This window comes from Pseudomonas sp. GW822-FHT02E03 (genome assembly GCF_058802325.1).
Map to the genome: position 1 here is coordinate 65,842 of NZ_JBXAOA010000021.1, position 25,731 is coordinate 91,572.

19 protein-coding genes are annotated in these 25,731 nt (G+C 60.2%); 13 read left to right on the forward strand and 6 right to left on the reverse strand.

Annotated features, from left to right (window positions below; genetic code table 11):
- Positions 1-375: 375 nt before the first annotated feature.
- Positions 376-606, reverse strand: coding sequence for a hypothetical protein (locus AC1RQB_RS17175; protein WP_131816005.1), 231 nt, complete (start codon positions 604-606; stop codon positions 376-378).
- Between the two features lie 501 nt (positions 607-1,107).
- On the opposite strand from AC1RQB_RS17175, the gene AC1RQB_RS17180 reads away from it, so the two are divergent.
- From AC1RQB_RS17180 to AC1RQB_RS17190, 3 genes are all read left to right on the forward strand, one after another.
- The gene (locus tag AC1RQB_RS17180; protein ID WP_063342309.1) at positions 1,108-4,566 is read left to right on the forward strand and encodes a GMC oxidoreductase; all 3,459 of its coding nucleotides are present in this window, start codon (positions 1,108-1,110) and stop codon (positions 4,564-4,566) included.
- Between the two features lie 121 nt (positions 4,567-4,687).
- Positions 4,688-6,556, forward strand: coding sequence for a c-type cytochrome (locus AC1RQB_RS17185; RefSeq protein ID WP_063342310.1), 1,869 nt, complete (start codon positions 4,688-4,690; stop codon positions 6,554-6,556).
- A gap of 26 nt (positions 6,557-6,582) precedes the next feature.
- Complete coding sequence (locus AC1RQB_RS17190; protein WP_063342311.1) at positions 6,583-7,833, forward strand: metallophosphoesterase family protein; 1,251 nt, start codon at positions 6,583-6,585, stop codon at positions 7,831-7,833.
- A 117-nt stretch (positions 7,834-7,950) separates the two neighbouring features.
- Here the strand turns inward: AC1RQB_RS17190 and gbca are convergent, their stop codons facing one another.
- Positions 7,951-9,246: a glycine betaine monooxygenase oxygenase subunit gene (gbca, locus tag AC1RQB_RS17195; protein ID WP_032830499.1), complete on the reverse strand. Its 1,296-nt coding sequence runs from the start codon at positions 9,244-9,246 to the stop codon at positions 7,951-7,953.
- Between the two features lie 283 nt (positions 9,247-9,529).
- On the opposite strand from gbca, the gene gbcB reads away from it, so the two are divergent.
- Positions 9,530-10,630 carry a glycine betaine monooxygenase reductase subunit gene (gene gbcB / locus AC1RQB_RS17200; RefSeq protein ID WP_063342312.1) on the forward strand — a complete coding sequence of 367 codons (1,101 nt, stop codon included), beginning with the start codon at positions 9,530-9,532 and terminating at the stop codon, positions 10,628-10,630.
- Positions 10,631-10,735: 105 nt separating this feature from the next.
- Here gbcB and AC1RQB_RS17205 read toward each other — a convergent pair whose 3' ends face one another.
- The 3 genes from AC1RQB_RS17205 to AC1RQB_RS17215 form a co-directional block, all read right to left on the reverse strand.
- The gene (locus tag AC1RQB_RS17205) at positions 10,736-11,560 is read right to left on the reverse strand and encodes an SDR family oxidoreductase (RefSeq protein WP_063342313.1); all 825 of its coding nucleotides are present in this window, start codon (positions 11,558-11,560) and stop codon (positions 10,736-10,738) included.
- Between the two features lie 228 nt (positions 11,561-11,788).
- A complete protein-coding gene (locus tag AC1RQB_RS17210) occupies positions 11,789-12,322 on the reverse strand; it encodes an REP-associated tyrosine transposase (RefSeq protein ID WP_063342314.1) in 534 nt (177 codons plus the stop codon).
- Between the two features lie 245 nt (positions 12,323-12,567).
- Positions 12,568-13,608: a threonine aldolase family protein gene (locus AC1RQB_RS17215; RefSeq protein WP_007907557.1), complete on the reverse strand. Its 1,041-nt coding sequence runs from the start codon at positions 13,606-13,608 to the stop codon at positions 12,568-12,570.
- A 131-nt stretch (positions 13,609-13,739) separates the two neighbouring features.
- Here AC1RQB_RS17215 and AC1RQB_RS17220 point away from each other — a divergent pair, with 131 nt between their 5' ends.
- The 9 genes from AC1RQB_RS17220 (at position 13,740) to AC1RQB_RS17260 (ending at position 24,672) form a co-directional block, all read left to right on the forward strand.
- On the forward strand, positions 13,740-14,456 hold the full coding sequence (locus tag AC1RQB_RS17220) for a TraX family protein (protein ID WP_063342315.1): 717 nt from the start codon (positions 13,740-13,742) through the stop codon (positions 14,454-14,456).
- Positions 14,457-14,769: 313 nt separating this feature from the next.
- A complete protein-coding gene (glyA, locus tag AC1RQB_RS17225) occupies positions 14,770-16,023 on the forward strand; it encodes a serine hydroxymethyltransferase (protein ID WP_008076466.1) in 1,254 nt (417 codons plus the stop codon).
- Positions 16,024-16,046: 23 nt separating this feature from the next.
- Positions 16,047-17,297: a sarcosine oxidase subunit beta gene (locus tag AC1RQB_RS17230; RefSeq protein WP_007907561.1), complete on the forward strand. Its 1,251-nt coding sequence runs from the start codon at positions 16,047-16,049 to the stop codon at positions 17,295-17,297.
- Between the two features lie 14 nt (positions 17,298-17,311).
- Positions 17,312-17,641, forward strand: coding sequence for a sarcosine oxidase subunit delta (locus tag AC1RQB_RS17235; RefSeq protein ID WP_007907563.1), 330 nt, complete (start codon positions 17,312-17,314; stop codon positions 17,639-17,641).
- Entirely contained in the window at positions 17,638-20,655 is a 3,018-nt protein-coding gene (locus AC1RQB_RS17240; RefSeq protein ID WP_063342316.1) for a sarcosine oxidase subunit alpha, read from the forward strand. Before AC1RQB_RS17235 ends, AC1RQB_RS17240 begins: the two co-directional genes overlap by 4 nt.
- Positions 20,656-20,784: 129 nt before the next feature.
- Complete coding sequence (locus AC1RQB_RS17245) at positions 20,785-21,417, forward strand: sarcosine oxidase subunit gamma (protein WP_007907568.1); 633 nt, start codon at positions 20,785-20,787, stop codon at positions 21,415-21,417.
- 133 nt (positions 21,418-21,550) lie between these two features.
- A complete protein-coding gene (purU, locus tag AC1RQB_RS17250; protein WP_007907570.1) occupies positions 21,551-22,408 on the forward strand; it encodes a formyltetrahydrofolate deformylase in 858 nt (285 codons plus the stop codon).
- Positions 22,409-22,613: 205 nt separating this feature from the next.
- Complete coding sequence (gene fdhA / locus AC1RQB_RS17255) at positions 22,614-23,813, forward strand: formaldehyde dehydrogenase, glutathione-independent (protein WP_007907573.1); 1,200 nt, start codon at positions 22,614-22,616, stop codon at positions 23,811-23,813.
- Positions 23,814-24,054: 241 nt separating this feature from the next.
- Positions 24,055-24,672, forward strand: a complete 618-nt coding sequence (locus AC1RQB_RS17260) for a DUF2780 domain-containing protein (RefSeq protein ID WP_063342317.1) — start codon at positions 24,055-24,057, stop codon at positions 24,670-24,672.
- A gap of 1 nt (position 24,673) precedes the next feature.
- Here AC1RQB_RS17260 and yihG read toward each other — a convergent pair whose 3' ends face one another.
- Positions 24,674-25,558: a 1-acylglycerol-3-phosphate O-acyltransferase, YihG family gene (gene yihG, locus AC1RQB_RS17265; protein WP_008076458.1), complete on the reverse strand. Its 885-nt coding sequence runs from the start codon at positions 25,556-25,558 to the stop codon at positions 24,674-24,676.
- Positions 25,559-25,731 lie beyond the last annotated feature (173 nt).

The window sequence follows — 25,731 nt, forward strand, 5'->3', positions numbered from 1 at the left end:
TTGCTCGCGAAGGGGTCATCAGCTTCAACATCATCGTTGACTGACACACCGCTTTCGCGAGCAAGCCCGCTCCCACACGGGTTCTATGTCGATCATGGATTGTGTGCACACCAACAAGTCACTGTGGTTACCCACAATCCCTGTTAGCGCTTCTGTGGATAACATGTTCGCGCCTCGCTACACCCCATGCCCAGCAAGCCCTCCAGCCCTCCGTACAAAAAACAACCAGCCTAACCCACGGTTTTTTCGAGCTTTTTCCACAGAGTAACGTTGCTCACACGTCGATACTTGCCCCCAATCTCTGTTGGCGCTTCTGTGGATAAGATGTTCGCTGTCGGCTACAGGCTATATAAACCGAGGCTTTCAGTGAGTTGATCAAATAATGTTCAATTCGCGCTTTTCCCTCGTTAATCCTTCCGCAAACCCCGAATTCTCACGGCTTTCAGCAGTTTTCCACAGAGCCTGCAAAGTTGCCCCCAAAGTCTGTTGGTGCTTCTGTGGATAAGGTGTTCGCCATCCTCTGCGCGTCATATAAACCGTGCTCTGCAGACTTCTGATCAAAAAACGATCAACGCTTGCATAAAACTCTGCTTCTGGATAAGTCACGGTTTTTCTTGGTTTTTTGTGAATATATTTGGCGCGTCATCCACAGTTGTCCCCAATAGCTGTGGGTGGAGATGTGGATAACTTGTTCGCTGAACCCTGCGAGCCACGGTCTGTATAGGCCCGAACGCGATAGATCAGATTTCATACAGGTCTAAGGCGCTGCCTTGACTTCGATCTGTCGCCTGTCTTCACTTTCACGGCATAAGGACAGCCGTCTCTTATCCACATCTGGTTCAGGGAGAACGCGTGATGGATAGCCAGCGATATCGCTCGCACCCAAGCCCCTGCATGACCTGTGTTCCAAAACCTGCCTCCTTGCTGCGTAAACGAATTCATCGTCGCGCCGCCAATCAGCGCGCTCGCCTATAGCGCCTGAGCCTTTTATCCATGCCAAAACGCAGCTGCCATTGAGGCCCGACCGTGCCCGGTGACCAGGTGTTCGTTCATCTATCGATTGCAGGCAACCACAGAGTTGCCCATCTGCCTGAGAGGAAATGAGTCATGACACGGATTGCCACGCCCATCAGCGACATCAAGGAACATTACGACGTGATCGTCATCGGCTCCGGCTACGGTGGCGGGATCGCGGCGTCGCGCCTGTCCCGGGCCGGCAAGCGGGTGTGCCTGCTGGAGCGAGGCCGGGAAATCCAGCCGGGCGAATACCCCAATACGATGCTGGCGGCCACCGAAGAGCTGCAAGTCCATGACCCGGACGGGCACATCGGTTCGCGCACCGGGTTGTTCGACCTGCACGTCAACGCCCAGCAGAACGTGGTGGTCGGTTGTGGCCTGGGCGGCACATCCTTGATCAACGCCAACGTCGCGCTGGAGCCGGAGCCCGGTGTGTTCGACGATCCGCGCTGGCCGCTGGCGGTGCGTGAACACCGCGACACGCTGCTCAAGGATGGGTACGCCCGGGCTCGGGAGATGCTCAAGCCCAATCCCTACCCGAAAACTGCTCCGACCTTGCCCAAACTCGAGGCTAACCAGAAGTCCGCCGACTACCTCAAGCAAGGTGCGCATTTCTACAAGCCGCCGATCAACGTGACCTTCGACAAACTGCCGAACAACCTCAACCATGTCGGCGTCGAGCAGCTGCCGTGTAACCATTGCGGCGACTGCGTGTCGGGCTGTAACAACAAGGCCAAGAACACCACGCTGATGAATTACCTGCCGGATGCCTGGAACCACGGCGCAGAGATTTTCTGCCAGGCCGAGGTGCGGCATCTGGAGCGCGACGCCGACGGCGACGGTTGGATCGTGCACTTCCAATATTTGGACAGTGGCCGCGAGAAATTCTCCGCGCCGACGCTGTTCGTCAAGGCTGACATTGTCGTGGTGTCGGCCGGCACCCTGGGCTCTACCGAAATCCTCCTGCGCTCCCGGGACAAAGGCTTGTCGACGTCCAATCAGCTCGGCGAGAACATGAGCGGCAACGGTGACATTCTCGGCTTTGGCCACAACTGCGACCAAGCGATCAACGGCATCGGTTTTGGCGCGCATCCGGCCAGTGAAATGAAACCGGTCGGCCCGTGCATCACCTCGATCATCGACATGCGCACCGAAGGCGACTGGCGCAGCCGCATGGTCATCGAAGAAGGCTCGATCCCCGGCGCGCTAGGCCGGCCGATGGTGCCGAGCATGGCCGCGTTCGCCGGGTTGATCGGCAAGCCCACCGACGACAGTTTCACCGGCAAGCTCAAGTATGCCGAGCGTGAAGCCGAGAGCTTCCTGCGTGGCCCGTATCACGGCGCCCTGCACAACATGCAGACCTACCTGATCATGAGCCACGACGACGGCAAGGGGCGCATGGTGCTCGACAGCAAGGATCAACTGCGCATCGACTGGCCGGGCGTCGGCGAGCAGGAAAACGTCAAACTCGGTAACGAGCGGCTACACCAGAGCACCAAGGCATTGGGCGGGATCTGGGTGGAGAATCCGATCTGGACCGAGCTGCTCAAACACAGCATCGTTTCCGTTCACCCGTTGGGCGGTTGCGTGATGGGCGAGGACGCGGAGCAGGGCGTGGTCAACCACAAGGGGCAGGTATTCAGCAGCGCCAGTGGCACCAATGTCTATGCCGGGTTGTACGTGGCCGACGGCGCGGTGATTCCAACTTCCCTAGCGGTCAATCCGCTGCTGACCATCTCCGCCGTGAGCGAGCGCAACATGGGCCTGCTGGCGGCCGATCGCGGCTGGCACATCGACTACACGCTGCCCTCGGCACCGCGCAAACAGGTGGCGCCACCGACCCTCGGCGTGCAGTTCACCGAAACCATGAAGGGCTATTTCTCCAAAGACTTCACTCAGCCTCAAGGCACCGATCTCAAGCTTTACGAAGCGGCGGCCAAACGCGGCGAGTCGGAGAACTCGCCGATCGAGTTCACCCTGACCATCACCGCCAACGACCTCAACCGCATGATCAAGGAGCCGGAACACGCTGCGACGCTGGTCGGCACGCTCAATGCGCCGGGTCTGTCGCCGGAACCGCTGACCGCCAGCAATGGCGTGTTCAACCTGTTCGAGGAATATCAGGAACAGGTCGGCGTGCGGCACATGAATTACGACATGAAACTGACCGCCGAGGACGGCAGCGATTATTACTTCAGCGCGTTCAAGACCGTGCCCGAAGACAACGGCGTGCTTAACGTCTGGCACGACACCAGCACCCTCTACGTGACGCTGTATCGCGGGCCGGACAAAACCGGTGAAGTGCTCGGTTCGGGGGTGATGCACATCCATCCAGCCGATTTCGCCAAGCAGATGACCACCATGAAGGTGCTCAACGCGCGCAACGAACGCGAGCGCATCGACGGGTTGGCGCGGTTCGGCAAGTTCTTCGCCGGCATCTTGTGGGAGAGCTACGGCGGGGTGTTCGCTGGTGACATCTACTTCAACCCCGATGCACCGCCGCGGCAGAAACGCCCATTGGATGCGCCGATCCCGAGCGTGCAGTTCTTCCAGACCGAAGACAACGTACAGCTACGCCTGACCCGCTATCAGGGCGGCAGCAAAGGGCCGGTGATGCTGGTGCATGGCTTGGGCGTGGGCTCGAATATTTTCTCCACCGACACCATCCAGACCAACCTGCTGGAGTTCTTGTGCAAGCACGAGTACGACGTCTGGCTGCTGGATTTCCGGGTCAGCATTCTGATACCGGCCAGCAAGCACGAATGGAACGGTGATCAGATTGCGCAGTACGACTTCAAGGCTGCCATCGCGCAGATCCAGCAGGCGACCAAGGCGGCGGACGTGCAATGCGTGGTGCATTGCTACGGGGCGACCACTTTCTTCATGTCGCTGCTGGCCGGGTTACAGGGCGTGCGTTCAGTGGTGTGTTCGCAGATCGCCGCGGATACGGTGGTCGCCACGGCAACGGGGCTCAAGGCCGGCCTGCACCTTCCGGGAATGCTCGATGCCATCGGCATCAAGTCCCTCACCGCGTATGCCGACAACAAGGAGAGCTGGTTCAACAAACTCTACGACAAGGCCCTCAACGTCTACGCCCGCATCGAGGCCCAGGGCTACTGCACCAACCCGGTATGCCATCGCATCACTTTCATGTACGCGTCGCTGTACCGCCACGACACGCTCAACGAGACCCTGCATGACAATCTGCATGAACTGTTCGGCGAATCGAACATGCAGACCTTCGAGCACTTGGCGTTGATCCTGCGCAAAGGTCATCTGGTGGACTTCAAGGGCCAGGACGTCTACATGCCGCACTTCGACCGGCTGACCATGCCGATTTGTTTCATCAGCGGCGAAGACAACCAATGCTACCTGCCGGAAAGCACGCTCAAGACCTATGAGCGCGTGTGCAAAGCCCATGGACCGGAGCGCTACAGCCGGCATGTGGTGCCGGGTTACGGGCATATCGACTGCATGTTCGGCAAGAATGCAGTGGTCGATGTGTACCCGATCATCCTGCAGCACCTGGAGAAAACCGCCCTCGGCTAACTGATCGTTCCCACGCTCTGCGTGGGAATGCCGCCATGGACGCTCTGCGTCCGCTTGTGTGACGCAGAGCGTCACGGGATGCATTCCCACGCGGAGCGTGGGAACGATCTGGGGAAAAAATATGGACAGTTACATCCGCTGGTTTCAACGTTTCATCTGGATAGGCATCGTGATGAACATGGTCTTCGCGATTCCGGCGCTGTTCGCGCCGGCGTTGCTGACCTCGATGCTCGGGATGCCACCGCAACTCTCCGATCCATGGCTGGAAAACGCCGGCATGCTGCTGGTGGGGATCAGCCTGTTCTACATGCCGTCTGGCTTCAACGCACCACGATATGTCGTGCATTCATGGCTGTGCGTGTTGTCGCGACTGGTCGCCGTGGCGTTCTGGATCTACCTGATCAACACCAGCAATCAGGCTCAAGTGTTCGTGCCGATGCTGCTGGGTGATCTGAGCATGTTCCTGATCCTCGGGGTTCTGCTGTACCTGGGCAGCGCGCCGGCCAATCGGCCCTGGGCATTGCTCCGCGATGGCTGGCTTGAGTGGCGCGCAGCGTGGGCGCGACGCTGGCAACGGCACAGTTTCAAAGTCGCCACGCTGGTTGTGGTGTTGGCGCTGGGGTTTATCGGCTACGAAACCTGGTACCAGATGCTGCGGGTGGTGCCGGCAGAGCAATACGCCTCCGATGAGGACCACTACAAATACGGCGCCATCGGCCTGGGCATCGAAGCGAGGATTCCCTATTACCTGTTCGCCGTGCTGCCACAAATGTGCCCGGATAAGCTGCCGAAACCCGGCGGCTACGAAGTTTTCGGTTTCCTCTACGAGAACGGCAAGGACCTGCCGATTGGCATGGCCAAGCGGCAGATCGGCTACCCCACCGTGGAGCCCAACTGCGCCCTGTGCCACACCGGTTCCTACCGGGCCAATACCAGCGACGTCGCCATCCCGGTGGCCACCGCGCCGGCCAATACCCTGCAACTGCAGGCTTTCCAGTGGTTCGCCTACAATTGCGCCAGCGACCCGACATTCACCCCCGAGGCGGTGATGACGGCGATCAACAGCAAGTTCCAGCTCGGGTTCTTCGAGCGGTTGTACAACCGCTACGTGATCATTCCGATGGCCACGAGCGCGCTGGTGAAGCAGAAACAGGCCTATGCCTGGCAACGCCTGCGCGCACCGCAAGGGCCGGGGCGCACCGACACCTTCAACCCGACGAAAATGGTGGTGTTCGGCTTCCCGGATGACTCGACCATCGGCACCGTCGACTTGCCGCAAGTGTGGAACCAGAAGCCTCGGGAGTCGCTGTACCTGCACTGGGACGGTAACAACAACGACATCCATGAGCGCAACTACGCGGCAGCCATGGCCGTGGGTGCGACGCCGGAGTCAGTGCTGCCGGCCAGTTTCAACCGGGTGACCAACTGGCTGCTGGGCCACAAGGCGCCGGCATGGCCGTTCGCGCTGGATCAGGCCAAAGTCGCGCGGGGCAAACCGGTCTGGGAAAACAACTGCGCCGGTTGCCATGATTTCGGCCGCACCGACACCGGTCAGGTCACCACCAGCATTGATGAACTGGGCACCGATCCCCATCGGCTGAACTCGTTCACCAATGGTTTAGTGACGGCTTTCCATGGCTTCAAGAAATCGCCGTTCGACTTTGGCGCCTATCGCAAGACCCAGAGCTACAGCAACACGCCCACCGACGGCGTCTGGTTGCGCGCGCCGTACTTGCACAACGGTTCGGTGCCGACTCTGTGGGACTTGCTGCAACCACCGGAAAAGAGACCGCTGGTGTTCTTCACCGGCTCTGATGTGTACGACCAGGACAAGGTCGGCTTCGTCACCAGTGGCCAGCAGATGAAGGCCTCGGCGGACTTCAAGTACGACACGCGCCTGGAGGGCAACCACAACGGCGGCCACCTGTACGGCACGCAGCTGTCGGAACTCGATAAGCGGGCGCTCATCGAGTTCATGAAAACCCTGTGATTCCACTACGGATGGAGGAAAGCGACATGTCATTGGTCAGTCATTGGGAACACGAGTACGTCAAGGTCAAGCTACGCGTACATGGCTTGTTCACCCGTTTGGACATGGCCTGGAAAAAGCTCGTCAGCGAGCTTGAACCCAAGGAGTACGAGGCCATCGTCGCGCTGTTGCAACGGGGTCACGATCAGGCGCACTACGTCCTCAAAAACGGCGACTTGCCCGACGATCAACCGAGTGTGCCGTGGGAATTGGCTCATGGCTTGTTGATCCTGCACATCGGTAACGCCAGCCCCTTGCCGCAATCGGTAGACGAACTGCAAACCCGAGTGCTCAAGGACGGCAGCCTGCTCGGTTGTCGCAAATGGGAGCTGCTGGATCTGTTGTGGAGCGAGGCATTGCTCAAGTGGATCGAGAACCTGCGGCATCACGCGCCGTTCGCCACCACCCCGGCGTTGATGCGCATGGACAGTGACGTGACCCTGGCCATCGCCGGTGACTGGGGCACCGGGCCGTTCGATAGCCACGCCCCGGCGGTCTCAGTCGCCAACCAAATGCAACTGGCCCAGGCCGATTTCACCATTCACCTGGGGGACGTGTACTACGCGGGCACCCGCTCTCAGGAGGACGTCGACATGGTCGGCTGGCCCATGGGCAAGCACGGCTCGTTCACCCTCAATTCCAACCACGAGATGTACAGCGGCGCCCATGGCTACTTCAAGGAACTGGCCAAGCGTTTCCCGGCGCAGCAGGGCACCAGTTATTTTGCGTTGTACAACGATGACTGGCTGGTGATCGGGCTCGACACGGCTTACGCCTCGGATCCGATCAACCTGTACATGGACGGTGCACTGAACAAGCAGCAGATCGACTGGATGAAAGACTTGCCCCAGCGCAAGAAGATCATGGTGCTCAGTCATCACCAGGGTTTCGACATTACCGGGCACAACAAGACGGCGCTGTATCAACCGGTGTGCGATGCCTTGGGCCGCGAGCCGGATTATTGGTATTGGGGGCATTTGCACAACGGCATCTGCTACGCCGCGCAAGGCGGGTTGCATGCACGCTGCGCCGGGCATGGGGCGATTCCCTACGGCAATGCCAGCGAGCTGAACGGGCATGCGCGGGTGCTGTGGTCGGAAACGCAAAATGCGCGGGATGAGGCGTACCCGGATCGGGTGTTGAACGGTTATGTGAAGGTGCGGCTGGTGGGGGAGAACATCGAAGAGACGTTTATTGGGGAGGATGGGTCGGTGCGGTGGTCTTCGTCAACCCATTGATCGTTCCCACGCTCTGCGTGGGAATGCAGCCCGGGACGCTCTGCGGCCCAGAAGCCGAACGCAGAGCGTCCGTTGAGGCATTCCCACGCGGAGCGTGGGAACGATCAGCGTGACAGATCAGCCTTGAACCGGAACCCCTTTGAGGTACGGCGCAGGCTCGGCCCCAAGGTTGTTCAGCAACCGCTCGCTGTACCAGTCGACAAAGTTCACCACGCCAAACTCATAGGTCTTGGAGTAAGGCCCTGGCTGGTAGGCGGTGGAGTTGATCCCGCGCTGGTTTTCTTCGGCCAGGCGACGGTCCTGGTCGTTGGTCGCATCCCAGACCTGGCGCATGCGCTCCACGTCGTAGTCCACGCCTTCGACCGCGTCCTTATGCACGATCCACTTGGTGGTGACCATGGTTTCCTGGGCGCTGATCGGCCACACGGTGAACACGATGATGTGGTCGCCCATGCAGTGGTTCCACGAGTGCGGCAGGTGCAGGATGCGCATCGAACCCAGGTCCGGGTTCTTGATGCGGCCCATGAGTTTGGCGCAGCCCTGTTTGCCGTCCATGGTCATCGACACGGTGCCCTTGAGCAGCGGCATGCGCACGATGCGGTTACGCAGGCCGAAACTGGCGTGGGCGTAAGGAATCTTCTCGGCTTCCCAGGCAGCGGCCGAAGCAGCGACGTGGTCCTTGAAGGCCTGGTCGGCACGCGGGTCGGTGACGTCGTCCCATTCCAGCAGGGTTTTCAACAGTTCCGGGTGCGACGCGTTGCAGTGGTAGCACTCGCGGTTGTTCTCCAGCACCAGTTTCCAGTTGGCTTTTTCCATCAAGGTGGTGGTAATCGCCACCTTGGTGTTCTCCATGTCGTACGGTTCCATGTAATGGTTCAGCGTCGACAGGAAGTCATCAATGGCCGGCGGGTTTTCCGACAGGCTGATGAAGATGTAGCCGCCAGCGGTTTTCACGTTCACCGGCTTGAGGCCGTACTGCTTCATGTCGAAGTCGGCGCCCATCTCGGTGCCGGCGAACAACAGGCGACCGTCCAGCTCGTAAGTCCACTGGTGGTAGTGGCAGACCAGTTTGGCGACTTTGCCTTTTTCGCTGGTGCACAGCCGTGAACCACGGTGACGGCAGACGTTGTGGAACGCATGGACCACGCCGTCGGCACCACGAATCACGATGATCGGGTTCTTGCCGACTTGCAGGGTCAGGTAGTTGCCCTTGGTCGGGATTTCGCAGGTCATGCCGGCAATCAACCACTCTTTCTGGAAGATTTCCTGCATGTCGATATCAAACAGCCGCTCGTCAGAGTAAAACGGCTGCGGCAGCGAGAAAGTGCGCTCGCGCTCTTGCAGCATCTGTGCGGTGGCCTTGCGTGCGGGTTCCAGTGGATCGCCCAGGCTCAGGGTAGTGGTGACGTCCATCATTTAATCCTCAAGGCCATTCTGTGTGGCCGGCGAAAGTGGCTAATCAGGTTTGCTACGCAAGGTGTAAAGATTGTGTCTTGGTATGGGGCGAGTGTGGGGCCGGCGCTCGCCAGAACCTTATCCATGGGCGACATGGCCAAATCTGTTCCCGACGCGCAACCCCCGGTAATTGGGGGCTGGTCGCGATAAGTATGTGAATGTCGCAGATAGGTAAATGGAGGAGCTGCGCTATACGCAGAATCGCCAACATAAAGGCCGGTAGTCGGCCGTGGAGAACAGCATGTCCAACAGCTTCCTGAATCCGGTAACCACCCAGACCTGGGCCAATGGTCGACACATCGTCCGTTGCGTCAAAGTCATCCAGGAAACCTGGGATGTGCGCACCTTCTGCTTTATGGCCGACCAGCCGATCCTGTTCTTCTTCAAGCCGGGGCAGTTCGTCACCCTGGAGCTGGAAATCGACGGCGTGCCGATCATGCGCTCCTACACCATTTCCAGCTCGCCGTCGGTGCCGTACAGCTTTTCGGTGACCATCAAGCGCGTGCCAGGGGGCAAGGTGTCCAACTGGCTGCACGACACCCTGCATGAAGGCCAGGAGCTGGCGGTGCACGGGCCGGTCGGGCTGTTCAACGCCATGGACTTCCCCGCGCCGAAAGTGCTCTACCTCAGCGGCGGCGTCGGTATTACGCCGTGCATGTCCATGGCCCGTTGGTTCTACGACACCAACGGCAATGTCGACATGGTGTTTATCCACAGCGCCCGTTCACCGAAAGACATCATTTACCACCGCGAGCTGGAACACATGGCGTCGCGGATCGATAACTTCAGCCTGCACCTGATCTGCGAGAAACATGGTCTGGGCGAGCCGTGGGCCGGTTATCGCGGTTACCTGAACCACAAGATGCTCGAACTGATGGCGCCGGACTTCCTCGACCGTGAAGTCTTCTGCTGCGGCCCGACCCCGTACATGAACGCGGTCAAGCGCATGCTTGAGGCGGCGGGTTTCGACATGAAGCGTTATCACGAGGAATCCTTCGGCGCGACGCCGCCGGAAGCCCGTGCCGACGCGGTGGAGCAAGCCGAGCAAGCGGCCGATGCTCCAGAAATCGACGCGGCGGATCTGCATCAGGTGGAGTTCACCGCTTCCGGCAAGAGCATTCGTGTTGCACCGGGTGAAACCGTGCATGCGGCGGCGGCCAAGCTTGGCTTGCTGATCCCGAAAGCCTGCGGGATGGGGATTTGCGGGACCTGCAAGGTGATGAAGCTGGGCGGCGAGGTCGAAATGGACCACAACGGCGGGATTACCGAGGAAGACGAGGCCGAAGGGTTCATCCTGTCGTGCTGCAGCGTTCCGAAGGGCGACGTGCGGATCGAGTTCTGAACCTGTGGGAGCGGGCTTGCTCGCGAAGGCGGCGGCACAGTCAACATTGATGTTGCCTGACACACCGCTTTCGCGAGCAAGCCCGCTCCCACAATGGTTGGTATTTCAGTCCACAAACAGATCCGTCATCAGTTTGTCGGTGGAGTCCGGTTCAAACCGATACCCTTCGAAATCCGTCATCCCGTTTTCCCGCAGAATCTCCTCATCAATCAGCAACCGCCCGGTAATGCTGCGGCCACTGCTGCTCAGAATCGCGTAAGCAGCATCCGCCATAATCGCCGGCGTGCGCGCATGCTTGAACGACTCTCTGCTCCCCAACTGAAATTCAATGGCCGCCGTGGCAATCATGGTCTGCGGCCACAGGGAATTGACGCTGATGCCGTAGTTGGCGAATTCCTCACTCATGCCTAGGGTCAGCATACTCATGCCGTACTTGGTCACGGTGTACGGGCTGTATTGGGCGAACCACTTGGTGGCCAGGTTCAGCGGTGGTGACAGGTTGAGGATGTGGCCGGCGGTTTTTTTCAGATAGGGCAGGGCAGCCTGACTGCACAACAGCACGGCGCGGGTGTTGATCTGGTGCATCAGGTCGAAGCGCTTGAGTTCGATGTGTTGCACCCCGGTCAGCTTGATCGCCCCGGCATTGTTGATCAGCGCATCGATGCCGCCGAAATGTGCGCTGGCGTCGGCCATGGCCTGGCGCACGGCAACTTCATCGCGCACATCCACCTGCAAGGCCAACGCCTTGCCGCCCGCGGCTTCGACTTCCGCCGCCACGCTGAAGATGGTGCCTGGCAGTTTGGGGTGAGGGGTGGCGCTTTTGGCGGCAATCACGATGTTGGCCCCGTCCTTTGCGGCCCGCAGCGCAATCTCACGCCCGATGCCACGGCTGGCGCCGGTGATAAATAGGGTTTTGCCTTGTAATGACATGCGTACGCTCCTGATTGTTGTTATCTGAGCGGATCGAAACAGCTCGCCAGTCAATGTAGACCAACTCCCCGAAACTGATCGTTCCCACGCTCCGCGTGGGCTCTCGGGACGCTCCGCGTTCCTGCCTCGCCGCCGATGCAATGCCGAACACTGTTGTGACGCAGAGCGTCACGGGCTGCATTCCCACGCGGAGCGTGGGAATGATCAGGTTGGGGAGTGCTATGAGCCTCAATACCAACGCTGAATCTCGATCAGCCCCTCCATCCCTGCATAATTCCTCGCACTGGAATAGCGCCAGTGCTCAGGTAAATCCACGTACCCACGCTTCACCGGGTTGTAGTGGATGTAATCCAGTTTCTGGCACATCACGGTTTCGCTGTACACCATTTCCGCGTGTGACCCTTCCTGCCACAGCTGATAAACCCTGTCCTGTTTGTGTGCACGTTTGCTGAAACGCAGGCGCTGCAACGCGCGCTCTGCGCCTTTGTTTTGCAGATCGTCGATGATTTGGCGGGCGGTGAAGGATTTGAACTGGCGGAGGCATTTGCTCAGGTCTGGAGCTTCGGCAACGAAATGCAAATGGTTTTCCAGGACGACGTAACCATACAGCTTTAGACCTTGGTAGGTTTGTTGATAGCGCCAGCAATTGAGCAGGTGATCGACAATGTAGGGGCGGATAAACAGTGGGAGCCATTCCATGATTGTGCAGGTCAGGAAATGGGGTTTGTCGGGTTCGGTGATGGTGTAGCGGCTTCGGCCCATGGATGCATTCCTTTGCGGGGGAATGACTAGGGTGAGCGGGGTTGCGTGAGGGGGCTAGAGGACAGCGCCGCGCAGTGAGTAAGAAATTGCGATGCGCCACCGTGATCGTTCCCACGCTCTGCGTGGGAATGCAGCTCGTGACGCTCTGCGTCACTGCGGCGTTGGTCATTGCGTCGGCGTTGAGGCAGGAACGCGGAGCGTCCCAAGAGGCATTCCCACGCAGAGCGTGGGAACGATCAGTACGATCAGGCCGACATCACGTGTCGAATATCCGCTGCCAATTCGCGCACGCGTTCTTCTTCGGTGTCCCACGAGCACATGAAGCGTGCGCCGCCGTTGCCGATGAAGGTGTAGAAGCGCCAGCCCTTGGCGGTCAGTGCGGCAATTGCCGGTTCCGACAGTTGCAGGAATACGCCGTTGGCCTGCACCGGGAACATCAGTTCCACGCCAGGAATATCGCTCACCAGTTCGGCCAGCAGCTGCGCGCAGTGGTTGGCGTGGCGGGCGTATTTGAGCCAGGCGTCGTTTTCCAGGATCCCGACCCACGGTGCGGAGAGGAAGCGCATCTTCGACGCCAGTTGCCCGGCCTGTTTGCAGCGGTAGTCGAAATCTTCGGCCAGCTTGTGGTTGAAGAACAGAATCGCTTCGCCCACCGCCATGCCGTTTTTCGTGCCACCGAAGCACAAGACATCGACCCCAGCCTTCCAGGTCAGGTCTGCCGGTGAGCAGCCAAGAAAGGCGCAAGCATTGGAGAAGCGTGCGCCGTCCATGTGCAGGTTCAGGCCCAGTTCTTTGCAGGTGACGCTGATGGCGCGGATTTCTTGCGGGGTGTACACGCTGCCGACTTCGGTGGCCTGGGTCAGGGTCACTACGCGGGGTTTGGGGTAGTGGATGTCCTGGCGCTTGAGGGCGATTTCGCGGATCGACTCCGGCGTCAGCTTGCCGTTTTCGGTGCGGGCGATGAGCAGCTTGGAACCGTTGGAGAAAAACTCCGGCGCGCCGCATTCGTCGGTTTCGACGTGGGCGGTTTCCGAGCAGATCACGCTGTGGTAACTCTGGCACAGCGACGACAGGGCCAGCGAGTTGGCGGCGGTGCCGTTGAAGGCGAAGAACACTTCGCAGTCGGTTTCGAACAGTTTGCGGAATTGATCGGACGCGCGTGCGGTCCACTCATCGTCGCCATAAGCGCGCTGGTGGCCGTGGTTGGCCTGTTCCATGGCAGCCCAGGCTTCAGGGCAGATACCGGAATAGTTGTCGCTGGCGAATTGTTGGCTCTTATCGGTCATGGCCGGCTTCCGTGGTCGAGGCTCTTATGGTGAAGAGCATCGTGGTCAATGATGGTGCGCACTTTACCGAAGATCGTCCGGGGAGCACACGGGATGTTGCTGTCAGAAAAATACACGGTTGACGGGCAATTATGCACATGACGCAACGGGATGGGGCGCTGGATCTGCTCAAGTGGCTGGCGCTGCTGAGCATGGTGCTCGATCACCTGCGATATGTCGGTTATTCCGTCGATATTCTGTATGTCCCGGGTAGATTGGCGTTCCCGTGGTTTTGTTTGGCGATGGCGGCAAATCTGTCGCGGGCGCAGGCAGTAACGACCGACGGCCAATGGCGCTACCTCGGTTGGTTATCGCTGTTTAGCGCCCTGAGCGAAATCCCCTACCGGATGTACATTCCTGATCACAACACCTTAAACGTGTTGCCCACGTTGGTTCTGGGTTTGTTGGTCGCCCGTGGCTGGCAGCACAGGATGCCTCAGCCGCGACTATTGGCGGCGGGTGCCTTGCTGCTGGCGGCGCTGTTCCCGGAACGACTGATGTTCGGATTCTTCGGCGTGCTGTTGCCGCTGGCGATGTTGCTGGTGATTAACCGCCCCTGGTATCTCAGTCTGCTGCCGGGGCTGGTCTGCCTGGCGGCCAATCAATGGCAAGTGCTGTATTACGCCGCGCGACTTCACAGCAGTGCAGCCATCCTCGGCATTGCCGCTTGTCTGATTGCGCCACTGTTGGGCCTGCTGCTAATGCGACATGCCCAAGGCGTCCAACCACCACCGATGCGCCGTTGGGCGTATGCGCTCTATCCCGCGCATTTCCTCATGCTTCTGGCTTTGCGCCAACTCATCGCCTGACCCCTGAGCTTCTACAGGGGCGCGCTAAACCTTGTGGGAGCGGGCTTGCCCGCGATGGCGGCATCACATCCAGCATTGATGTCAGCTGACCCACCGCTATCGCGGGCAAGCCCGCTCCCACAGGGGATCCTTTCTGATTTGAAGATTGTGTCCGGCCAGCCATTTCGGCCCATGTCGTAAACGCACCTTTGCGTGGCGTCCATAGGCATTTGACCTGTCTGCGCCGGTCATACCATCGCTTCCAAAGGGCACTGCCGTAACGCCAGTGCCTTACCGAGACGAATGGCGCATAGATGCCGCTGGGAGAGACGCGATGTTCAGCAAGCAAGACCAGATCAAAGGTTACGACGATGCACTGCTGGCGGCGATGAATGCCGAGGAGCAACGCCAGGAAGATCACATCGAGCTGATCGCGTCCGAGAACTACACCAGCAAGCGCGTGATGGAAGCGCAAGGCAGCGGCCTGACCAACAAATACGCTGAAGGCTATCCGGGCAAGCGCTACTACGGTGGCTGCGAGCACGTCGACAAGGTCGAAGCCTTGGCCATCGAGCGCGCCAAGCAATTGTTTGGTGCCGACTATGCCAACGTTCAGCCGCACTCCGGCTCTTCGGCCAACAGCGCCGTGTACCTGGCCCTGCTGCAAGCCGGCGACACCATCCTCGGCATGAGCCTGGCCCACGGCGGCCACCTGACTCACGGCGCCAAAGTGTCGTCCTCGGGCAAGCTGTACAACGCCGTGCAGTACGGTATCGACACCAAGACCGGCCTGATCGATTACGACGAAGTCGAGCGCCTGGCCGTCGAGTGCAAGCCGAAGATGATCGTCGCCGGCTTCTCTGCCTACTCCAAGACCCTGGACTTCCCACGCTTTCGTCAGATCGCCGACAAGGTCGGTGCGCTGCTGTTCGTCGACATGGCCCACGTTGCCGGTCTGGTCGCTGCCGGCCTGTACCCCAACCCTCTGCCTTACGCCGACGTGGTCACCACCACCACCCACAAGACCCTGCGCGGTCCGCGTGGTGGCCTGATCCTGGCCAAGGCCAACGAAGAAATCGAGAAAAAGCTCAACGCTGCCGTGTTCCCCGGCGCTCAGGGTGGCCCGCTGATGCACGTCATCGCCGGTAAAGCCGTGTGCTTCAAGGAAGCGCTGGAGCCTGGCTTCAAGGCTTACCAGCAACAAGTGATCGACAACGCCCAGGCCATGGCCGGCGTATTTATCAAACGCGGCTACGATGTAGTGTCCGGCGGTACCGATAACCACCTGTTCCTGGTCAGCCTGATTCGTCAGGGCCTTACCGGTAAAGAGGCGGACGCAGCACTCGGTCGCGCCCACATCACCGTGAACAAGAACGCTGTCCCGAACGATCCACAGTCGCCGTTCGTGACCTCCGGCCTGCGTATCGGCACCCCGGCGGTGACCACTCGCGGCTTCAAGGTTACCCAGTGCGTTGAGCTGGCCGGCTGGATCTGCGACATCCTCGACAACCTCGGCGACGCCGATGTCGAGGCCAATGTCGCGCAGCAAGTGGCAGCCCTGTGCGCGGACTTCCCGGTTTATCGCTGAGCGCGGTTTTGGAGTAAATGACTATGCAACGCTATTCGGGCTTCGGCCTCTTCAAACACTCCCTCAGCCATCACGAAAACTGGCAGAAGATGTGGCGCACGCCGACCCCGAAAAAGGTCTATGACGTGGTCATCGTCGGCGGTGGCGGGCATGGTCTGGCGACCGCCTACTACCTGGCCAAGGAACACGGCATCACCAACGTGGCCGTGGTCGAGAAAGGCTGGCTGGGCGGCGGTAACACCGCGCGCAACACCACCATCGTTCGCTCCAACTACCTGTGGGACGAGTCGGCGCACCTGTACGAACACGCGATGAAATTGTGGGAAGGCCTGTCCCAGGACCTGAACTACAACGTGATGTTCTCCCAGCGTGGCGTTTACAACCTGTGCCACACGCTTCAAGACATTCGTGATTCCGAGCGTCGGGTCAGCGCCAACCGCCTCAACGGCGTGGACGGCGAACTGCTCGATGCCAAACAGGTAGCCGACGAGATTCCGTACCTCGACTGCTCCAAGAACACTCGCTACCCGGTGATGGGCGCAACCGTCCAGCGTCGCGGCGGCGTGGCCCGTCACGATGCCGTGGCGTGGGGCTTTGCCCGTGCCGCCGACGCCTTGGGCGTGGACCTGATTCAACAAACCGAAGTGATCGGTTTCCGTAAGGAAAACGGCGTGTGCATCGGTGTTGAAACCAACAAGGGCTTCATCGGCGCCAAGCGCGTCGGTGTGGTCACTGCCGGTAACTCCGGGCACATGGCCAAACTCGCCGGTTTCCGTCTGCCGATCGAATCGCACCCGCTGCAAGCGCTGGTGTCCGAGCCGATCAAGCCGATTATCGACAGCGTGATCATGTCCAACGCCGTACACGGTTACATCAGCCAGTCCGACAAGGGCGACCTGGTGATCGGCGCCGGTATCGACGGCTACAACGGCTACGGCCAGCGTGGTTCGTACCCGGTGATCGAGCACACCATCCAGGCCATCGTCGAGATGTTCCCGGTGCTGTCGCGCGTACGCATGAACCGTCAGTGGGGCGGCATCGTCGACACCACACCGGACGCATGCCCGATCATCTCGAAAACCCCGGTACCGAACATGTTCTTCAACTGCGGTTGGGGCACCGGTGGCTTCAAGGCAACACCTGGCTCGGGCAACGTGTTTGCCGCGAGTCTGGCCAAGGGTGAAATGCACCCATTGGCTGCACCTTTCTCCATCGACCGTTTCCATAGCGGTGCGTTGATCGACGAACACGGCGCTGCAGCAGTCGCCCACTAACAGGAGAAATCCCTATGTTGCATATCTTCTGTCCTCACTGTGGCGAACTGCGCTCCGAAGAGGAATTCCATGCATCCGGCCAGGCGCACATCCCGCGTCCACTGGACCCGAACAGCTGCACCGACGAGGAGTGGGGCGACTACATGTTCTTCCGCGACAACCCTCGCGGTCTGCACCACGAACTGTGGGATCACGTCGCCGGTTGCCGTCAGTACTTCAACGTCACCCGTGACACCGTGACCTACGAGATTCTCGAAACCTACAAGATCGGCACCAAGCCGCAGTTCACCGACAAGACCGACAGCCCGAAAGCGGCCGCCACGGCTCTGGGAGAGAAGGTATGAGCCAGATCAATCGCCTGTCCAACGGCGGACGCATCGACCGCAACAAAGTGCTGAGCTTCACCTTCAACGGCCAGGTCTACAAAGGCTTTGAAGGCGATTCCCTGGCTGCAGCCCTGCTGGCCAACGGTGTCGACATCATCGGCCGCAGCTTCAAGTACTCGCGTCCGCGCGGCATCTTCGCCGCCGGTGCCGAAGAGCCGAACGCTGTGCTGCAGATCGGTGCGACCGAAGCCACGCAGATCCCGAACGTACGCGCCACGCAACAAGCGCTGTATCAAGGCCTGGTCGCCACCAGCACCAACGGCTGGCCAAGCGTGAACAACGACATGATGGGGATTCTCGGCAAGGTCGGCGGCAAGCTGATGCCGCCGGGCTTCTACTACAAAACCTTCATGTACCCGCAATCGTTCTGGATGACCTACGAGAAGTACATTCGTAAGGCTGCCGGCCTTGGCCGCTCGCCGACCGAGAACGATCCGGACACCTACGACTACATGAACCAGCACTGCGACGTGCTGATCGTCGGCGCTGGCCCTGCGGGTCTGGCGGCTGCGCTGGCGGCTGCCCGCAGCGGTGCGCGTGTGATCCTGGCCGATGAGCAGGAAGAGTTCGGCGGCAGCCTGCTCGATTCTCGCGAAAGCCTCGACGGCAAGCCTGCCACCGAATGGGTCGCCAGCGTCATCGCCGAGCTGAAAAACACCCCGGACGTGCTGCTGTTGCCGCGCGCCACGGTCAACGGTTACCACGACCATAACTTCCTGACCATTCACGAGCGCCTCACCGATCACCTCGGTGACCGCGCCCCGATTGGCCAGGTGCGTCAGCGCATCCACCGGGTTCGCGCCAAGCGTGTAGTGCTGGCGACCGGTACTCACGAACGTCCACTGGTTTACGGCAACAACGACGTGCCGGGCAACATGCTCGCTGGTGCTGTGTCGACTTATGTTCGTCGTTACGGCGTAGCTCCGGGCAAAAAACTGGTGCTGTCGACCAACAACGACCACGCCTACCGTGTTGCCCTGGATTGGCTCGACGCCAGCCTGCAAGTGGTCGCGATCGCCGATGCCCGCAGCAACCCGCGTGGTGCGCTGGTGGAAGAGGCACGCGCCAAAGGCATTCGCATCCTGACCGGCAGCGCCGTGATCGAGGCTCGTGGCAGCAAGCACGTCACCGCCGCTCGCGTTGCCGCGATCGATGTAAAAGCACACACCGTGACCAGCCCGGGCGAGTGGCTTGAGTGCGACCTGGTCGCCAGTTCCGGCGGTTATAGCCCGGTGGTTCACCTGGCGTCGCACTTGGGCGGCAAGCCGATCTGGCGTGAAGACATCCTCGGTTTCGTACCGGGTGAAGCACCGCAGAAACGCGTGTGCGTGGGTGGCATCAACGGTGTTTACGGCCTCGGCGATTCGCTGGCCGATGGTTTTGCAGGTGGTGCTCGCGCCGCCAGCGAAGCCGGTTTCAGTGTGGTCGAAGGCGCGCTGCCCAAAGCCCTGAGCCGTCTGGAAGAGCCGACCCTGGCGCTGTTCCAGGTGCCGCACGAAAAAGCCACTGCCCGTGCGCCGAAGCAATTCGTCGACCTGCAGAACGACGTCACCGCTGCCGCCATCGAACTGGCGACCCGCGAAGGCTTCGAGTCGGTCGAGCACGTCAAGCGCTACACCGCACTGGGCTTCGGCACCGATCAGGGCAAGCTCGGCAACGTCAACGGCCTGGCCATCGCCGCCCGTTCGCTGAACGTGACCATCCCGCAGATGGGCACCACCATGTTCCGCCCGAACTACACGCCGGTGACTTTCGGCGCCGTGGCCGGTCGTCACTGTGGGCACATCTTCGAGCCGGTTCGCTTCACCGCGCTGCATCACTGGCACGTGAAGAACGGTGCCGAGTTCGAAGACGTCGGTCAGTGGAAACGTCCTTGGTACTTCCCGAAAAACGGTGAAGACCTGCACGCCGCGGTAAAACGCGAATGCAAAGCCGTGCGCGACAGCGTCGGCCTGCTGGACGCTTCGACCCTGGGTAAGATCGACATCCAGGGCCCGGATTCGCGCGAGTTCCTCAACCGTATCTACACCAACGCCTGGACCAAGCTCGACGTGGGCAAGGCCCGTTACGGCCTGATGTGTAAAGAAGACGGCATGGTGTTCGACGACGGCGTGACTGCATGCCTGGCCGACAACCATTTCGTGATGACCACCACCACCGGCGGCGCTGCACGCGTGCTGCAATGGCTGGAAATCTACCACCAGACCGAATGGCCAGAGCTGAAGGTGTACTTCACTTCCGTGACGGATCACTGGGCGACCATGACCCTGTCGGGGCCGAACAGCCGCAAGCTGCTCAGCGAAGTCACCGACATCGACTTGAGCAACGAAGCCTTCCCGTTCATGACCTGGAAAGAAGGTCTGGTCGGTGGTGTGCCGGCGCGGGTGTTCCGGATTTCGTTTACCGGGGAGCTGTCGTACGAAGTCAACGTGCAGGCCGACTACGCCATGGGCGTGCTGGAAAAAATCGTCGAGGCCGGCAAGCAGTACAACCTGACCCCGTACGGCACCGAAACCATGCACGTTCTGCGGGCAGAGAAGGGCTTCATCATCGTCGGTCAGGACACTGACAGCTCGATGACCCCGGACGACCTGAACATGGGCTGGTGTGTCGGTCGCACCAAACCGTTCTCGTGGATCGGCTGGCGTGGCATGAACCGCGAAGACTGCGTGCGTGATCAGCGCAAACAGCTGGTCGGTCTGAAGCCGATCGATCCGACCAAATGGCTGCCGGAAGGGGCGCAACTGGTGTTCAACACCAAGCAAACCATCCCGATGACCATGGTCGGTCACGTGACTTCCAGTTACCTGCACAACTCCCTGGGCTATTCGTTTGCCATGGGTGTGGTCAAGGGCGGCTTGAAGCGCATGGGTGAGCGGGTGTTCGCACCGCTGGCCGACGGCAGCGTGATCGAGGCGGAAATCGTTTCTTCGGTGTTCTTCGATCCGAAAGGCGATCGCCAGAACGTGTAAGTCGATCGTTCCCACGCTCTGCGTGGGAATGCATCCCGGGACGCTCCGCGTCCCAAGAGCGGACGCAGAGCGTCCATGGCGGCATTCCCACGCAGAGCGTGGGAACGATCAACAAAAGAAAGGTGCTTTATGACCGCAGCCAATGTTTACCAACAACGCCCAACCACCGGGGCCAAGGCCGAGTCGTCGCTGCATCATGCCGACCTCGCCAGCCTGGTGGGCAAGGGTCGCAAGAACGCCGGCGTGATCGTGCGTGAGAAAAAACTCCTCGGTCACCTGACCATCCGTGGCGATGGTCACGATGCCGCGTTCGCCGCCGGCGTGCACAAGGCCCTCGGCCTGGAACTGCCCGCCGCGCTGACCGTGGTGATCAAAGGCGAAACCAGCCTGCAATGGATGGGGCCGGATGAATGGCTGCTGATCGTGCCGACCGGTGAAGAATTCGCTGCCGAGAAAAAGCTGCGTGAAGCACTGGGCGACCTGCACATCCAGATCGTCAACGTCAGCGGCGGCCAGCAGATCCTCGAACTCAGCGGCCCGAACGTACGCCAGGTGCTGATGAAATCCACCAGCTATGACGTGCATCCCAATAGCTTCCCGGTGGGCAAGGCTGTCGGCACGGTGTTCGCCAAGTCGCAATTGATGATCCGCCACACCGCCGAAGACACCTGGGAACTGCTGATTCGTCGCAGCTTCTCGGATTACTGGTGGTTGTGGTTGCAGGATGCTGCCGCCGAATACGGGCTTAGCGTTCAGGCGTAAAGATCGTTCCCACGCTCTGCGTGGGAATGCATCCCGGGACGCTCCGCGTCCCAAAGCGGACGCAGAGCGTCCATGGCGGCGTTCCCACGCAGAGCGTGGGAACGATCAGTTTCGCTACAGGAGTCACCGTACTATGAGCCGCGCCCCAGACACATGGATTCTGACCGCCGACTGCCCCAGCGTCCTCGGCACCGTGGATGCGGTGACCCGCTTTCTGTTCGAGCAGGGCTGCTACGTCACCGAGCACCATTCTTTTGATGACCGGCTCTCGGGCCGTTTCTTCATTCGCGTGGAATTCCGTCAGCCCGATGGCTTCGACGAACAAGCCTTTCGCGCAGGTCTGGCGGAACGTGGTGATGCCTTCGGGATGGTCTTCGAGCTGACCCCGCCGCACCACCGGCCAAAAGTAGTGATCATGGTCTCCAAGGCCGATCACTGCCTCAACGACTTGCTCTATCGCCAGCGCATCGGCCAGTTGTCGATGGACGTGGTCGCCGTGGTTTCCAACCACCCGGACCTCAAGCCGTTGGCCGACTGGCACCAGATTCCGTACTACCACTTTCCCCTGGACCCGAACGACAAGCCGTCCCAGGAGCGTCAGGTCTGGCAGGTGGTCGAAGAGTCTGGCGCCGAGTTGGTGATTCTTGCGCGCTACATGCAGGTTCTGTCGCCAGAGCTGTGCCGCAAACTCGACGGCAAGGCGATCAACATTCATCACTCCCTGCTGCCGGGTTTCAAGGGCGCCAAGCCCTATCACCAGGCCTACAACAAAGGCGTGAAACTGGTCGGCGCCACGGCGCATTACATCAACAACGACCTGGACGAAGGCCCGATCATCGCCCAGGGCGTGGAGGCTGTGGATCATAGTCATTACCCCGAAGATTTGATCGCCAAGGGGCGGGATATCGAAGGGCTGACGTTGGCGCGGGCTGTTGGTTATCACATTGAACGACGGGTGTTTTTGAACGCCAATCGCACGGTCGTTCTTTAGATCGCCTTCGCGGGCAAGCCCGCTCCCACAGGGTTTTGTGTTGTTCACAGACCTTGTGTACACCCGATCCACTGTGGGAGCGGGCTTGCCCGCGATGGCGGCATAACAGACAACACAAGACACACAGGCAATAACCCGAGCAATCAACGCGCCGCCGATCCATGGCGACGCGACCGCTACATAAAAACAACAGCGAGGTGAAAGCATGTCTGGTAATCGTGGTGTGGTGTATCTCGGCGCTGGCAAGGTCGAAGTACAGAAAATCGACTATCCCAAAATGCAGGACCCGCGCGGCAGGAAGATCGAGCACGGCGTCATCCTGCGCGTAGTGTCCACCAACATCTGTGGTTCCGATCAGCACATGGTGCGCGGGCGTACCACCGCTCAGACCGGTCTGGTGCTGGGCCACGAGATCACGGGTGAAGTGATCGAGAAGGGCAGCGGTGTCGAGAACCTGCAGATCGGCGACTTGGTGTCGGTTCCTTTCAACGTTGCCTGTGGCCGTTGCCGTTCGTGCAAAGAGCAACATACTGGCGTCTGCCTGAGCGTTAACCCGGCGCGTCCGGGCGGTGCCTATGGTTACGTCGACATGGGTGACTGGACCGGTGGCCAAGCCGAATACGCGTTTGTGCCGTATGCCGACTTCAACCTGCTGAAACTTCCAGATCGCGACCGGGCCATGGAAAAAATCCGTGACCTGACCTGTCTCTCCGACATCCTGCCGACCGGTTACCACGGCGCAGTGACTGCCGGCGTTGGCCCTGGCAGCACCGTGTACATCGCCGGCGCCGGCCCGGTTGGCCTGGCAGCTGCCGCTTCCGCTCGTCTGCTGGGTGCTGCGGTGGTGATCATCGGTGACGTCAACCCGATCCGCCTGGCCCATGCCAAGGCTCAGGGTTTCGAAATCGCCGACCTGTCGACAGACACCCCACTGCATGAACAAATCGCTGCACTGTTGGGCGAACCGGAAGTGGACTGCGCCGTCGATGCCGTAGGCTTCGAAGCTCGCGGTCACGGCCATGCCGGCGTGAAGCACGAGGCTCCGGCCACCGTGCTCAACTCGCTGATGGGCGTGGTTCGCGTGGCGGGCAAAATCGGTATCCCTGGCCTGTACGTGACCGAAGATCCAGGTGCTGTGGATGCGGCCGCGAAAATGGGCAGCCTGAGCATTCGCTTCGGCCTGGGCTGGGCCAAATCCCACAGCTTCCACACCGGCCAGACGCCAGTGATGAAGTACAACCGCCAACTGATGCAGGCGATCATGTGGGACCGCATCAAGATTGCTGACATCGTGGGTGTTGAAGTCATCAGCCTGGATGACGCGCCACGTGGTTATGGCGAGTTCGATGCGGGCGTGCCGAAGAAGTTTGTGATCGATCCGCACAAGATGTTCAGCGCGGCGTAAGGCTGGGAGCAAGACGGAAAAAGGGGCGACAGTGATGTCGCCCTTTTTTATGGAGCACCGCAGCCTGCGCTTTCAGGTTCTGCCGGGTTGTTCACAGGCCTGTTTGGCGGGAGTAGGCGTGCCATTCATCGTATGGATTCGGGGTTCCACGACTGGGGGGGAACATGCCAGCAGATGCCCGGTCAAATCGGCAGTTTTGCTGCCCTACCGGGTGGTTCTCATGGCACAAGAGGATGTCTGGATGAACGTTTCAAGCGGTTTTGCGCTGGCATCGCTCATGGCTGTTGCTTCGTTGACGACGCTGGCCGCCAGCCCGGCCTTTGCACAGTTCAGCCTCAGCGATGCGGCCAATGCGGTTACGGCGATGCAGGGTAACGAGGACGATGAGAGCGACGAGAGCGAAGACGCCGTGGCAGCGCTCCCCAAGGCTGCCGGTTTGCTCACTTCCCTGGGGTCTCAGCTCAATGTCACGCCGGAACAGGCCGTAGGTGGTGCCGGTGCGATGCTGGGGCTGGCCAGGAACCAACTCAGCGGCCAGGACTTCACCGAACTGAGCAAGAATGTGCCGGGCCTCGATCAGATCGCCGGCAACAGCGCCCTCAGTAGCTTGAGCGGATTGGGCGGGCTGCTCGGCGGTGGTGTCGACAAGAACCCTTTGCTCAATGGTTTGCTGGGTAACGTCAAGGACACCAAGGACCTGAACAACGCGTTCAGTGCCCTGGGCATGGACACCGGCATGATCGGCCTGTTTGCCCCGGTGATTCTGCAATACCTCGGTCAGCAAGGCGTCGCCGGTTCGCTGCTGCAAAACCTTGGCGGAATCTGGGGCACCGGCATCGGCACCGGCATAGGTAGCTGAGTCAGCCCTCGGCGCGCAGGGCCTTGATGCGCCGGTCCTTCTCGATCCAGAGCTGGTTGACCCAGTTCTGGACGTGTTCGCGAAACGCCGGATCATTTTCGTAATCGCCTTGCCACAGCGCCGGGTCCAGTTCGCGCGTCTGGATGTCGATGATGATCCTGGGCACGTTGCCGCTGATCAAATCCCAGAATCCCGGAATCTTCTGCTGCGGGTACACCACTGTCACATCGAGAACAGCATCCAGCTGCTCGCCCATCGCCGCCAGCACAAAAGCCACGCCGCCAGCCTTGGGCTTGAGCAGGTGGGTGAAGGGTGACTGCTGCTGGGCGCTTTTCGTTGTGGTGTATCGAGTGCCTTCCAGATAATTGACCACTGTCACCGGTTGGCGCTTGTACAACTCGCAGGCTTGTTTGGTTATCTCCAGGTCCTTGCCGGCCAGCTCCGGGTTCTTCGCCAGAAACGCCTTGGTGTAGCGCTTCATGAACGGATAGTCCAACGCCCACCAGGCCAGGCCCAGGAACGGCACCCAGATCAGTTCTTTCTTGAGGAAGAATTTGAAGAACGGCGTGCGTCGGTTAAGCGTCTGGATCAGCGCCGGGATGTCGACCCAGGATTGATGGTTACCGATCACCAGATACGAGGTGTCGCGGCGCAAATCATCACCACCGCGGATGTCCCATCGGGTGGGGATGCACAGACGAAAGATCAGCTTGTCGATCTCGGCCCAGGTTTCGGCAATCCACATCACCGCCGCCGAAGCGTAATCGCGAAAACGCCCGGGCAGGATCAGTTTGAGCAATGCGAACACCATCAAAGGCCCGAACAGGACCAAGGTGTTGAGCAATAGCAGCAGGGTAACGAAACAGCCGGTGAGCAGGCGGCGCATAAGTCACTCTTGAAAGCGTTTGGGCGCGCCATGATAAGCAGCTTCAGGCGACAGGCCAAATCGGTGGTGACGAATGTTTCACGTTTGCGGCGGTATGTTGGGCTGACATAGCGATCGTTCCCACGCTCCGCGTGGGAATGCAGCCCGGGACGCTCCGCGTCCCCAAAGCGTGA

What these genes read in the sequence shown, in the direction of transcription:
- AC1RQB_RS17190 (WP_063342311.1), top strand. Translation starts at nt 6,583, where the DNA reads ATGTCATTGGTCAGTCATTGGGAACACGAGTACGTCAAGGTCAAGCTA.
- glyA (WP_008076466.1), top strand. Translation starts at nt 14,770, where the DNA reads ATGTTCAGCAAGCAAGACCAGATCAAAGGTTACGACGATGCACTGCTG.
- fdhA (WP_007907573.1), top strand. Translation starts at nt 22,614, where the DNA reads ATGTCTGGTAATCGTGGTGTGGTGTATCTCGGCGCTGGCAAGGTCGAA.
- AC1RQB_RS17230 (WP_007907561.1), top strand. Translation starts at nt 16,047, where the DNA reads ATGCAACGCTATTCGGGCTTCGGCCTCTTCAAACACTCCCTCAGCCAT.
- AC1RQB_RS17245 (WP_007907568.1), top strand. Translation starts at nt 20,785, where the DNA reads ATGACCGCAGCCAATGTTTACCAACAACGCCCAACCACCGGGGCCAAG.
- yihG (WP_008076458.1), bottom strand. Translation starts at nt 25,558, where the DNA reads ATGCGCCGCCTGCTCACCGGCTGTTTCGTTACCCTGCTGCTATTGCTC.
- AC1RQB_RS17180 (WP_063342309.1), top strand. Translation starts at nt 1,108, where the DNA reads ATGACACGGATTGCCACGCCCATCAGCGACATCAAGGAACATTACGAC.
- AC1RQB_RS17205 (WP_063342313.1), bottom strand. Translation starts at nt 11,560, where the DNA reads ATGTCATTACAAGGCAAAACCCTATTTATCACCGGCGCCAGCCGTGGC.
- AC1RQB_RS17220 (WP_063342315.1), top strand. Translation starts at nt 13,740, where the DNA reads ATGCACATGACGCAACGGGATGGGGCGCTGGATCTGCTCAAGTGGCTG.
- AC1RQB_RS17240 (WP_063342316.1), top strand. Translation starts at nt 17,638, where the DNA reads ATGAGCCAGATCAATCGCCTGTCCAACGGCGGACGCATCGACCGCAAC.
- AC1RQB_RS17235 (WP_007907563.1), top strand. Translation starts at nt 17,312, where the DNA reads ATGTTGCATATCTTCTGTCCTCACTGTGGCGAACTGCGCTCCGAAGAG.
- AC1RQB_RS17260 (WP_063342317.1), top strand. Translation starts at nt 24,055, where the DNA reads ATGAACGTTTCAAGCGGTTTTGCGCTGGCATCGCTCATGGCTGTTGCT.
- gbcB (WP_063342312.1), top strand. Translation starts at nt 9,530, where the DNA reads ATGTCCAACAGCTTCCTGAATCCGGTAACCACCCAGACCTGGGCCAAT.
- gbca (WP_032830499.1), bottom strand. Translation starts at nt 9,246, where the DNA reads ATGGACGTCACCACTACCCTGAGCCTGGGCGATCCACTGGAACCCGCA.
- purU (WP_007907570.1), top strand. Translation starts at nt 21,551, where the DNA reads ATGAGCCGCGCCCCAGACACATGGATTCTGACCGCCGACTGCCCCAGC.
- AC1RQB_RS17215 (WP_007907557.1), bottom strand. Translation starts at nt 13,608, where the DNA reads ATGACCGATAAGAGCCAACAATTCGCCAGCGACAACTATTCCGGTATC.
- AC1RQB_RS17185 (WP_063342310.1), top strand. Translation starts at nt 4,688, where the DNA reads ATGGACAGTTACATCCGCTGGTTTCAACGTTTCATCTGGATAGGCATC.
- AC1RQB_RS17210 (WP_063342314.1), bottom strand. Translation starts at nt 12,322, where the DNA reads ATGGGCCGAAGCCGCTACACCATCACCGAACCCGACAAACCCCATTTC.